Source organism: Corynebacterium sp. HMSC056F09 (assembly GCF_001815785.1).
GTDB lineage: Bacteria > Actinomycetota > Actinomycetes > Mycobacteriales > Mycobacteriaceae > Corynebacterium > Corynebacterium hiratae.
This window is the reverse complement of record NZ_KV821897.1, coordinates 1-11,256: the sequence shown is the minus strand read 5'-3', so window position 1 is coordinate 11,256 and position 11,256 is coordinate 1. Positions and strand designations below refer to the sequence as shown.

At 63.6% G+C, this 11,256-nt stretch carries 9 protein-coding genes; 2 read left to right on the top strand and 7 right to left on the bottom strand.

What is annotated here, in order from left to right; genetic code table 11:
• Nucleotides 1-8: 8 nt before the first annotated feature.
• From HMPREF3056_RS02455 to HMPREF3056_RS02425, 7 genes are all read right to left on the bottom strand, one after another.
• The gene (locus HMPREF3056_RS02455; RefSeq protein ID WP_246822456.1) at nt 9-860 is read right to left on the bottom strand and encodes an alpha/beta hydrolase; all 852 of its coding nucleotides are present in this window, start codon (nt 858-860) and stop codon (nt 9-11) included.
• 90 nt (nt 861-950) lie between these two features.
• A complete protein-coding gene (locus HMPREF3056_RS02450) occupies nt 951-2,087 on the bottom strand; it encodes a cysteine desulfurase family protein (protein WP_070754030.1) in 1,137 nt (378 codons plus the stop codon).
• On the bottom strand, nt 2,087-3,046 hold the full coding sequence (locus HMPREF3056_RS02445; RefSeq protein ID WP_070754029.1) for an electron transfer flavoprotein subunit alpha/FixB family protein: 960 nt from the start codon (nt 3,044-3,046) through the stop codon (nt 2,087-2,089). The genes HMPREF3056_RS02450 and HMPREF3056_RS02445 overlap by 1 nt, the downstream gene beginning before the upstream one ends.
• Nucleotides 3,047-3,058: 12 nt before the next feature.
• Nucleotides 3,059-3,859, bottom strand: a complete 801-nt coding sequence (locus HMPREF3056_RS02440) for an electron transfer flavoprotein subunit beta/FixA family protein (protein ID WP_070754028.1) — start codon at nt 3,857-3,859, stop codon at nt 3,059-3,061.
• A gap of 34 nt (nt 3,860-3,893) precedes the next feature.
• Nucleotides 3,894-5,045, bottom strand: coding sequence for a THUMP-like domain-containing protein (locus tag HMPREF3056_RS02435; protein WP_070754027.1), 1,152 nt, complete (start codon nt 5,043-5,045; stop codon nt 3,894-3,896).
• A gap of 11 nt (nt 5,046-5,056) precedes the next feature.
• Entirely contained in the window at nt 5,057-5,884 is an 828-nt protein-coding gene (locus HMPREF3056_RS02430; RefSeq protein ID WP_070547401.1) for an NUDIX hydrolase, read from the bottom strand.
• A gap of 95 nt (nt 5,885-5,979) precedes the next feature.
• Nucleotides 5,980-6,828: an ABC transporter ATP-binding protein gene (locus tag HMPREF3056_RS02425; protein WP_010187031.1), complete on the bottom strand. Its 849-nt coding sequence runs from the start codon at nt 6,826-6,828 to the stop codon at nt 5,980-5,982.
• Nucleotides 6,829-6,885: 57 nt separating this feature from the next.
• Between HMPREF3056_RS02425 and HMPREF3056_RS02420 the strand changes: the two genes are divergently transcribed.
• Both HMPREF3056_RS02420 and glgB read left to right on the top strand, forming a co-directional pair.
• On the top strand, nt 6,886-8,892 hold the full coding sequence (locus tag HMPREF3056_RS02420) for a maltotransferase domain-containing protein (RefSeq protein ID WP_070754031.1): 2,007 nt from the start codon (nt 6,886-6,888) through the stop codon (nt 8,890-8,892).
• A gap of 106 nt (nt 8,893-8,998) precedes the next feature.
• Complete coding sequence (gene glgB, locus HMPREF3056_RS02415) at nt 8,999-11,119, top strand: 1,4-alpha-glucan branching protein GlgB (RefSeq protein WP_070754026.1); 2,121 nt, start codon at nt 8,999-9,001, stop codon at nt 11,117-11,119.
• The last annotated feature ends 137 nt before the right edge of the window (nt 11,120-11,256 follow it).

The window sequence follows — 11,256 nt, the reverse complement described above, 5'->3', positions numbered from 1 at the left end:
TCAGGTGTCTACCTAACGGGGGTCAGGTCCCAGGTTCCGCCGTATGACAAACCAGCGACGGTCCAATGTTGTTGATTCTCGTCGACACGGAAAGCGGTTTTGATTCCTGTCGGCACGTCGGTTGTTAGGTAGGTCATGACCTTGGCCACGGAGGTGTCCGCGCAGATGGGATTGGCGGTCTCACTGCCGGTGGCGTCGACCGCCACGACGATGGGGCTTAGTCCCCCATTGGCGCGTTGGAAGGCATCGGCGGTTTCGGCCGCCTCGCCGGAGCCGAACCACTGCTCGGGCCCACCCGGGTTGCCGTGGAGCAGGACTAGGACGGGAAGATTCATATCCTTCTTGCTCCAATAGGCCGGCGGGATATAGGCCGTGGCCTGGCGCGCGCTGAACCCTGAGGTGGTACCCGGAAGATCCACGTGCACAATCGCAGCGGAATCCGCGGACTTGATGGCTTTGAATTGGCCGTAGTCCATCTCTTGGGCTACCGGCGTGGGATCGAGCGAGGCGATGTCCGGATAGGACTGGTACTCCATATTGGCCAGGCCGGCCACCGCAAGTGCCGAGAATGCTGCTATCACGGCCATAAGGACACGACGGCCCGCATGGTGAATGAGGGAGATGAGCGCCGCGATGGGTACGAGCCCAGCCACGAAAAGGTAGAACGGGACGTCCCAATGCTTAAGCGCGAAGTAGGCCACGGTAGCAATGACTGCGGCGAGAAGGAAGGACACGAAGTCGCGCTTGCGCAGGCGCCACGCAATGAGCAGCGCGCTGATGACCAAGATAGCAATGTAGATCCCGCCGTTCACGGGGTCAGTCAGCGGCAAGCCCAGTACGGACTGGATGAAGTTATTCACGGATTAAACATAGACCCACGCCGAGTCGAAAGCGCTGTGGACTATCTGTGAATATGTCCGAATGACTGTGATCTTGATCGGATGCGCGCGCTAGACCGACCGGGCGCGGCGGATGATCTCCGGAAGCTCTGCCAGGACCACGTTGATGTCCTCTTCGGTGGTGAGGCGGCCCAGTGTGAAGCGCAGGCTGCCGCGCCCGTGTTCCTCGTCAATGCCCATGGCTTCCAGCACGTGGGACATGCGGTTGACACCGGCGTGGCAGGCGGAGCCGGCGGAGGCTTCGATACCGGCGGCGTCGAGAAGCATGATGAGGCTGTCACCATCCGTACCCGGGAAGGACACGTGCAGGTGGGAGGCCAGGGTGGGCTCGGCGGAGTTGATGATGACGTTGTCGATGCTGGACTCGATGCCGGCCTTGAGCTTGTCGCGGAGTGCCGTCAGGCGGGTGTCCTCCTGCTCCATTTCCGCGACGGATTCACGCAGCGCCGCGGCGAGCGCGCTCGCACTGGCCACGTCTACGGTGCCGGGGCGGATGCCGCGCTCTTGGCCGCCGCCGAAGGCGATGGGTTGAGGTGCGGGGGTACGGCGTGCAAGCAGCAGGCCGATGCCGCGCGGGCCGCCGAACTTGTGGGCGCTGGCTGCGAGCGTGGTGGCACCCAGCTCGTGGAAGTTGATGGGCAGCTTGCCGGCGACCTGCACGGCATCGATGTGCACTGGGGTGCTCTGTTCGGCGGCGCGCTGGGTAATGTCCGCGACCGGCTGAATGGCGCCGGTCTCGTTATTGGCCCACATGCAGGTGGCCACCGCGGCCGGGGTATCCAGGGCGCTTAAATCGCTGACGTGGCCGGTGGAATCAACCGGGAGAAGCTCTACGGTCGCGCCGTGCTCAATCTGGAGCTTCTCCACGGTTTCGAGCACGGCAGGGTGCTCGATGGGGGTCGAAACGATGCGCTGCGCGGCTTCGGGGGAAGCAGCCTGCGCAGCGCGGTAGAGGCCCTGAATGGCGATGTTGTCCGCCTCCGTGCCGGAGGAGGTGAAGATGACCTCGATGGGTTCGCAGCCGAGCAGCTCGGCGACGGTCTCGCGGGCGTCGTCCAGCACGGAGCGTGCCTTGCGCCCGGAGGCATAGGACGCGCCCGGGTTGAGGGAGCTGGCTGCCTGCGTCCATGCGTCGATGGCGCTTTGGCGCATGGGCTGGGTGGCTGCGTAATCGAGGTAAAGCGGCATTAGTTGCCGGCCTCCTTGCGCTTGGTCAGCTCCGCGGCGAGTGCCGGGGCGATCTCATGGAGGTCACCCACCACGCCGAGGTCGGCGATCTGGAAGAAAGGCTCGTCCTGGTCCTGGTTGACCACAACGATGGTCTCCGAAGTCTGCATGCCGGAGGTGTGCTGGATCGCACCGGAAATGCCCAGGCCGATGTAGAGCTTCGGGGACACGGTCGCACCGGTCTGACCAATCTGGAAAGCAGGGTCGTAGAAACCTTCGTCCACAGCGTCGCGGGTGGCGCCGACGGCGGCACCGAGGACGTCGGCAAGCGGCTCCACCACGTCGGCGAACTTGTCGCCCACACCGCGGCCACCGGCCACAACGACCTTCGCGGAGGTTAGCTCCGGACGGGCGGTCTTCTCCGCCGGGGTGAAGGAGGTGACGGTGACGTCCTTAGTCGTGGCAGCCGGCAGCTCAAAAGGAGCAGGAGCTGCGGTGACCGGCTGCGGTTCCGCGGTGACGGTTCCCGGGCGCAGGGTGTAGACCACAGAGCCGGTAGCCGTGGAGGAGGTCTCGTAGGAGCCGCCGAAGATGGTGTGGTGTGCGGAGCCGTCAGCATTGATGCCGTCGACGTTGACCAAAGCACCCGAGCCGAGACGCGCCGCGAGGCGGCCGGCAATTTCGTTGTTGGTCGGGGTGGAGGCCAGCACGATGGGCGCCGGGTTATTGGCGGCCAGGGCGTGGAGGGCGTCGACCTCCGGGGTGACGATGCGCTGCTCATAGTCCGCGGCGGTGGCCTGAACTACCTGGGCGGCGCCGAGGTTGCCCAGTTCGGCATCAAAGGAGGCGGCGGTGGCGGCATCCTTGGCCACGACGACGGCGGAGACGGTACCAAGCGCGCGGGCGGCGGTAATGAGCTCGCCGGTAACGGGGCTGAGCTGCTCTGCTTCGTGCTCAACTAGGACATAAACGTGAGACATGTGTTTTCTCCTTTAACCCTCGATGAGATTCTTGGCGGCCAGGAAGTCCGCGACCTTGGCGGCAGCCACGGCCGGATCGGTATCCGTGATGACCTCACCGGCGGTACGGGCCGGTCGCTGTGCGGAGGCGGTAACCGTGGTGGTGGACGGCACGCCATCAATGCCTAGGTCGGCCACGGCGAGCGTGGTGACCTCGGCCTTCTTGGCTGCCATCAGGCCCTTGAAGTTGGGGAAACGCGGCTTATCGGCCTTGTCGGTAAAGGACAGGATGGCCGGAAGGTTGGCGCTAAGCTCCCAGTGGCCGTGGACATCCTCGCGGGTACCGGTAGCGGTGGCACCGGCCAAGGAGGCGGCCTTGAGCTCCGTGAGCGCGGGCAGCTGGCGGTACTCAGCCAGAAGGCCAGCAACAAGCCCGGTGGAGGCATCCGAGGAGTTGTTGCCCAGGGTGATGACCTGGACCTCGCCGAACTTTTCTGCCACCTTGTTGATGGCGGCGTTGAGAACCCAGGCGGTAGCCAGGGCGTCGGCGCCGGCGAGGGCGTCGTCGACAACGTGCACGGCGTGGTCCGCGCCCATGGCCAGGGCCTTGCGCAGGGCCTCATCGGCAGCGGCCGGGCCCATGGTAAGCGCCACGACCTCATAGCCGGCGTCGGCGTTATCGTCGCGCAAGCGCAGTGCCTGCTCGACGGAGTACTCGTTGACCTCATCGATGACGTTATCCACCGAGGTACGGTCCAACGTGTGGTCCGCCTCGAGGGTCTTGGTTGACCACGTATCCGGTACGTGCTTGACCAGAGCCACAATGACTGGCATGTGGGCACTTCCCCTTCCGTAAATTTTGAAACTATTAGGGTGCGTAATTACCTTCGGTCGATACTACTCGCGGTCCGCACAACACCGCGACTCCCTTCGATCCGATGCGCGTGACCACGAGAGTCTTGGCGTTCGACCCCTTCAACTTGAGCTTCTTGCGCAGCTGGTCCGGGTTCACGTCTTGCCCGCGTACCAGGATTTCCAGCGAGCCGACATCGTGAGCCGCCATAGCCGCCTTGAGCTTCTTCATGGGGACCATCTCGATGAATTCAAATCCGGACGTGCCGTGAGGCAGGCGGTCACCGGTGAGGTAAGCAATGCGCGGGTCCAGTTGGTGCAGGCCTTCCCGCGCGGCGTAGTGGCGCACCAGCCCGGCGCGCACGATGGCGCCGTCGGGGTCGATGAGGAAGCGGCCGATGGGGCCGGCCTCAGGTAGCTCGTGCTCTGTGACGCCGTCGTCGATGACGTCCGTGTGGATTCCATCTGGCGTGGTACTGAGGACCACTGCCCTTTTCCCTGTTCCCAGGCCTGGGGTGTACAGGCAGGTTTCCTTCACCCCTCCGTCAAGGCTGACTACGCAGGCTAGGCCTTCCCATTCGGAGTGGTCGATGCCGGGTGCGCATTTGATGGCCATCTCGCTGTGGGTGGCCAGCAGATCTGCTGGCGGGGGCAGAAGTTGGTCCAGGCGGGTAATGCGGTTACCGCCTCGGCGCCGGGCGGGGTCGGCGATGCAGACTTCGGCGGTGGTCGTGGTGGTCAGAGCATCAGCGCGAAAGACTGGGTGCTCAATGTTGTGCTGCGCCATGGCTACGCGCGAGGCGTCCAGGTCGCTGCCCACATACGTACCCGGGCGGTAGGCCTGGCCTTCGGTGCCGATGGAGCAGGTGAGGTCGTGCACCAGGTCCACGGTGCGCTCACGAAGGAACTGCGCGCGGTAGGCCGCCACTGCGGGTGGAGTGGCTTGTTGGGCGGAGTCGTGGTCCATGAGCCACTGCCCCGGCAGCTTGCCGGAGCTGCGGGCTTGGATGAGTTCGGCCACCGCACGCCCGTAGTCACCGAACTGTGCCTGCAGCTTGGCGACGTCCCGCAGGTGCGCCTTCTTGGTCCCCTCCAGGTCTGCTGCAGCGGTATCGATAGCGGCAGCGTTCTCACGCAGGAAGGCAACTTCGTCCAGGGTGTAGCTCATGGTGCGCTTTTCTAGATGCGGTCGACGGGGAAAGTGGTGAAGTATTCGCGGTAGCGCTCGTCATCGCGCGGGTCGCCGATAATTGGGCGTAAGTCGGAGAAGGAAGCATCATCTAAGACCTCCTTGACCGTGGCATAAGAGGTCAAACGCTTAAGCTGTGCCCACGTCGGGATGGCTAGGCGGACCAGCCCGGCGCGCCAGCCATCCAAGACCAGTTGCGGGTCGAACCAGCCGGCGTCGTCGGCTTCGCCCGTATCCCCATCGGGTTCTTGGCCCTCGGGCAGTACACCGATGAAGAAGAAGGTATCGAACCAGTGGTTGTTATCTTCGCCGGCCCAGCGGGACCAAGGCAGCAGCATGTCGGCGTCGACACGCATGCCGTTGTGCTCAAGAAACTCGGTGAAGGAAATCTCGTGGGTTTCTAGCAGCTCGCGCTCGCGGTGGTAGCGCGAGGCGTCGGAGACCAAGCCGTCCTCACGGATGGCTAACAGCGTGCCGGCCTCCTCGAAAAGCTCCCGGGCGGCGGCGAAGACGAGGGCGTGTGCCTTGTACTTGGTTACGCCCATGCGGCGTGCCATGGACACCACTGAGCGGCCTGCCCACAGTTCGCCAGAGTCCCAGGTTCGGGGCGGGAAGTCACGCGGGTCTACCCCGCCGCCGGGAAAGACGACGTGGCCGGGGTAGTTGCGCATGGTGCGCACGCGTTCTTGAATCCACACGCGCAGCCCCTCGGCCGTATCGCGCAACAGGAGGACAGTAGCGGCCAGACGTGCCCCGTTAAAGCCCGTTGTTTCGCCAGGGTCGATGGCGTCAAGGCTGTCGTGGATGGACTGACTCATGCAACTTTCCGTGTCTGCAGGCTGGGGGCAGAATTCGAGAGGTATACGTCGAGGGTGTGTACCGAGGTTTTGTACTGAGAGTTATGTACTAGGGGTTAGCGGACTCGTCGGGCGAAGTACCTCTCCCCGATGCGATCCACCTGGATAGGTTGGTGGAAGGCCTTGGAAAGGTTTTCCGACGTCAGGACAGAGTTAATGAGTCCTTTGGCCACGACCTTACCCTCATCCAGGAGCATCGCATGGGTAAATCCGTAAGGGATTTCCTCCACGTGGTGGGTAATCATGACAATCGCCGGGGCATCCGCATCCAGTGCCAAGTCCCCAAGGTAGCCCACGAGGTCCTCACGGCCGCCCAAGTCCATGCCGGCGGAGGGCTCATCCAGGATGAGCAGCTCCGGGTTGGCCATGAGCGCACGGGCCAGGATGACGCGCTTCTTCTCACCTTCGGAGAGCGTGCCCCAGGTCCGCTCTGAGAGGTGCGCGGCGCCGACTTGTTCCAAAATGTCGTCGGCGCGGGAGAAGTCCATGTCTTGGTAGTCCTCACGCCAGCGGCCGAGGACCGCATAGCCAGCAGACACAACGAGATCATCCACGCGCTCGTTGTCCGGGATGCGGTGCTGGACGGCAGCGGAAGAGATGCCAATGGCGGCGCGCAGATCGCGCATATCCGTTTTGCCCAGGCGCTCGCCCATGAGGAAAGCCACGCCAGCGGACGGGAATTCTTCGGCGGCGGCCATGCGCACCAGGGAGGTCTTGCCCGCGCCGTTGGGGCCGATGATGACCCAACGCTCATCGAGCTCCACCTGCCAGTCGACGGGCCCGACCAGCGTGCGCCCGCCGCGTCGTAGCTCGACGCCGCGGAAGTCAATCAACCAATCCTCGTCGGTTTCCATCAGTTCAGGGTCTTGCTGGCTCAATTGCTCTGGAGTGTTCACAGGCACCATTGTGGCCGATATCTTCCTTCCCCGGTGAAACTGACACAGCTGCATTATTCTATGGGCATGACTCAACGCCTTGGTATCGACGATGTCCGCCCCTCCCTCTCCGGTAATGCCGCCTCGAAGGCCGTAGTCGGAGAGGTTGTTCCTGTCACCGCGCTGGTGTGGCGTGAGGGCCACGATGCCGTCGCCGCGACGCTGTCGGTGTGGAACACCGAATCTCCGTCCACCTCCGCCGTGACCATGACGGTGGACCCGGAAGACCAGGACCGAGTCCACGGGGTGTTTACTCCGGCGACTCCCGGGCGTTGGTTCTTCCGCATCGATGCCTGGTCGGATCCGATGTCCACGTGGCGCAACGCGGTGGTCAAGAAGATGGAGGCGGGGCAATCGGCGCGGGAGCTCAGCAACGATCTGTTGCACGGCGCCGAGCTCTTCGAGGAGGCGGCCATCCAGTGCCCGAGCGATAAGGCGGAGCTGCTCTTTAAGGCGTCGAAGGAGCTCAAGGATGACACAGTGGACGTCGACAAGCGCGTGCGTACCGCGCTCTCCGAGGAGGTCGCCGAGATCCTCCACCACCACCCGCTGCGCCACCTGCTGGTCGAAGGAGACATCCACGAGGTCCTGGTAGAGCGCCGCGATGCCCTCTACAACTCCTGGTACGAGCTCTTCCCGCGCTCGACCGGCGGGTGGGATGACGAGGGCAACCCCGTGCACGGCACGTTTAAGACCACAGCGCAGGCACTGGAGCGCGTGGCTGCCATGGGGTTCGACACCGTCTACTTCCCTCCCATCCACCCCATTGGCGAAGTGCACCGCAAGGGCCGCAACAACTCGGTGGTGGCTGAGCCTGGTGATGTGGGCTCGCCCTGGGCTATTCAGGACCACTCCACCACGCACCCGAAGCTGGGCACGATGGAGGACTTTAAGGAGCTGGTCAAGAAGGCCGCCGACTTGGGCCTGGAGGTAGCACTGGACTTGGCGTTGCAGGCCTCCCCGGACCACCCGTGGGCCAAGACCAACCCGGAGTTCTTCACGGTGTTGGCCGATGGCACCATCGCCTACGCCGAGAACCCGCCGAAGAAGTACCAGGACATTTATCCGCTGAACTTTGATAACGATCCGGATGCCATCTATGCCGAGATCTACCGCATCGTCATGATTTGGGTGGAGGCTGGTGTCACCACCTTCCGCGTGGACAACCCGCACACCAAGCCGGCCAATTTCTGGAACTGGCTGATCTCCAAGGTACACATCACCCACCCGGAGGTCATCTTCCTCTCCGAGGCCTTCACCCGCGCCCCGCGTCTGTTCGGTCTGGCCAAGGCAGGATTTACGCAGTCTTATACCTACTTCACGTGGCAGACCTCCAAGCATGAGCTCACTGAGTTCGCGCAGATGCACGTGGAGCAGGCCGATATCTGCCGGCCCAACCTCTTTGTCAATACCCCGGATATCCTCCACGAGTCCCTGCAGACCGGCGGGCGCGCCATGTTCGCCATCCGCGCCACCCTGGCGGCCACGCTCTCCCCGCTGTGGGGCGTGTACTCCGGCTTCGAGCTCTACGAGCACCAGGCCGTCAAGCCCGGCAGCGAGGAGTACCTCGATTCTGAGAAGTACGAGCTGCGCCCGCGTGACTTCCAGGCAGCGCTGAAGTCCGGGGATTCCCTGGAATCCTATATTCGCCTACTCAACGTCATCCGCCGCGAAAACCCGGCCCTCCAGCAGCTGCGCACGCTACGCTTCCACAACACCGATAACGAGGCCATCATCGCCTACTCCAAGGCCGATCCCGCTACCGGCAATGTGGTGCTCGTGGTGGTCAACCTCGATCCGCGCAATGCGCAGGAGGCCACGGTCTATTTGGATCTGGCCGCCGTGGGCCGCCACCCGGGTGAACACTTCACGGTGCAGGACACCATCAGTGGTGCCGCCTACGAGTGGTCCGACCGCAACTTCGTGCGCTTGGAGCCGCTTCGCGACGTCGCCCACATCTTCGTCCTGCCGCCGGCCCACCATGACCTGCAGGAACGCATCGCGTGGCGCCGCGTGAACGACTACCGCGCTTAAGTTTTAAAGCCGCTGAACCCCCGCACTGAATCCGTACCCCCTTCATGGGTAGCGCGGGGTTTCCTTTCTGCCCCGCGAGCACGTGTTCTTGGGTAATTTGGTCTGTATGAACATCCCGGCCTCAGACCTCGAACGCCTCAACCACTGCCGCCACCACGCGCCCCATGATTTCTATGGTTGGCACGATGGAACCGTCCGCACTCGCCGCCCCGGTGCCGAAGCCGTCGAGCTCGTCACCGCCACTGAAACCGTCGCCATGCGCGCGGTTGGGGATGATATCTGGGAGGCCCCACTCACCGAAGAAGCAGACTACCGCCTGCGCATCACCTATCCGGGCCAACCCGCCTTCGAGGTAGCGGATGGCTACCACTTCCTGCCCACCCTGGGCACATTGGATCAGCACCTCATCGGTGAAGGCCGCCACGAGCGCCTGTGGGAAGTCTTGGGCGCAAATCTCAAGAGCTACACCACCGACATGGGAGTAGTCGAGGGCACCGCCTTTGCTGTGTGGGCGCCCAACGCAGAGGGCGTGGCCGTGGTCGGCGACTTCTGCGGCTGGAACCCTACCCAGTACCCCATGCGCAGCCTCGGCTCCACGGGCATTTGGGAGGTCTTCATCCCCGGTGTGGGCGAAGGCGAGCGCTATAAGTTTGCGGTCCACGGCAAGAACTCCCCGCGCATTGATAAGGCGGATCCCCTGGCCAAGCGCACCATCGCCCCGCCGGAGACCGCCTCCGTGGTGGCCCGCTCCAGTTTCAAGTGGAGCGATGAGGAGTGGATGAGCAAGCGCACCGGGGACCTCGACATCCCGATGAGCGTCTACGAACTCCACGTCGGCTCCTGGAAGGTAGGTGCTAACTACAACACCTTGCGCGAAGAGCTCATCCCTTACCTGGTTGAGCACGGCTTTACCCACGTGGAGCTGCTGCCCGTGGCCGAGCACCCCTTCGGCGGTTCCTGGGGCTATCAAGTCTCCGGCTACTACGCTCCCTCCGCGCGCTGGGGCTCCCCGGATGAGCTGCGCGCGCTTATCGACGAATTGCATAACGCCGGCATCGGCGTCTTCGTTGACTGGGTGCCCGCGCACTTCCCCAAGGACGAATGGGCGCTGGGCCGCTTCGATGGGCAGGCACTCTACGAGCACCCGGACCCGCGCCGCGGTGAGCAGGCCGATTGGGGCACCTACGTCTTCGACTTCGGCCGCAACGAGGTGCGCAACTTCCTCGTGGCCAATGCCCTCTACTGGGCCGAGGAGTTCCACGTCGACGGCTTGCGTGTCGACGCCGTTGCTTCCATGCTCTATTTGGACTACTCCCGCGAGGAATGGCTGCCCAATATCTACGGCGGGCGCGAAAACCTTGAGGCAGTCCAATTCCTCCAGGAAACCAACGCCACGCTGAACCGTAACCACCCGGGCGTGCTGACCATCGCCGAGGAATCCACCTCCTGGCCAGGTGTTACCGCACCGACTCACGAAGGCGGACTGGGCTTTAGCCTGAAGTGGAACATGGGCTGGATGAACGACACCCTGGAGTACTTCAAACACGAGCCGATTCACCGCCGCTACCACCATGGCGAGCTCACCTTCTCCATGGTCTACGCCTACTCGGAGCGCTACGTGCTCCCCTTTAGCCACGACGAGGTGGTCCACGGCAAGGGCTCCTTATGGGAGCGCATGCCGGGCGATGACTGGAACAAGGCCGCAGGCCTGCGCGCGCTGTACGGCTACATGTTCTCCCACCCGGGCAAGCAGCTAATGTTCATGGGCCAGGAGTTTGGCCAGACCACCGAATGGGCAGAGGGCCACTCAGTGGACTGGTCCAACTTGGAGGGCTGGGGCAACGAGTGGCACCACGGCATTAAGCGCTTGGTGCGCGACCTCAACGCGGTATACAAGCAACAGCCGGCCCTGTGGACCCAGGACTTTACGCAGGATGGCTTCCAGTGGGTGAAGGCTGATGACTCGAATAACAACATGCTCGGCTACGTGCGCTACGGCAAGGACGGCTCCGCCCTGTTGGCGGTGTGCAACTTCTCCGGCAGCTCGGTGCCGAACTATGACCTCTGGTTGCCGCGCGATGGCGAGTGGGAGCTGGTCATCAACACAGACGACGCCGTCTACCAAGGTGCCGGCAATGACCTTGCCCACCGCGTGCGCTCCGAAGGCAACCACGTCCAGCTGCACCTACCGGCAAACTCGGTGCAGTGGTATGCCTTCCGCGGCTAAGCTGCGCGGCCTAGCGCCGAGCCTGGCTCGGCGCGTGCTCACGCTCATCGCGAGCAAGGCCTGAGAGACACAACTGCCCTAGTTGCCAAAGTTCTGGCCAGATCTTGAGGCGGTTTCAAGTGGTGGATGCATCACTT

Coding starts and splice junctions, on each gene's coding strand:
- HMPREF3056_RS02435 (WP_070754027.1), bottom strand. CDS start 5,045: ATGAGCTACACCCTGGACGAAGTTGCCTTCCTGCGTGAGAACGCTGCC.
- HMPREF3056_RS02445 (WP_070754029.1), bottom strand. CDS start 3,046: ATGTCTCACGTTTATGTCCTAGTTGAGCACGAAGCAGAGCAGCTCAGC.
- HMPREF3056_RS02430 (WP_070547401.1), bottom strand. CDS start 5,884: ATGAGTCAGTCCATCCACGACAGCCTTGACGCCATCGACCCTGGCGAA.
- HMPREF3056_RS02425 (WP_010187031.1), bottom strand. CDS start 6,828: ATGGTGCCTGTGAACACTCCAGAGCAATTGAGCCAGCAAGACCCTGAA.
- HMPREF3056_RS02450 (WP_070754030.1), bottom strand. CDS start 2,087: ATGCCGCTTTACCTCGATTACGCAGCCACCCAGCCCATGCGCCAAAGC.
- HMPREF3056_RS02420 (WP_070754031.1), top strand. CDS start 6,886: ATGACTCAACGCCTTGGTATCGACGATGTCCGCCCCTCCCTCTCCGGT.
- glgB (WP_070754026.1), top strand. CDS start 8,999: ATGAACATCCCGGCCTCAGACCTCGAACGCCTCAACCACTGCCGCCAC.
- HMPREF3056_RS02440 (WP_070754028.1), bottom strand. CDS start 3,859: ATGCCAGTCATTGTGGCTCTGGTCAAGCACGTACCGGATACGTGGTCA.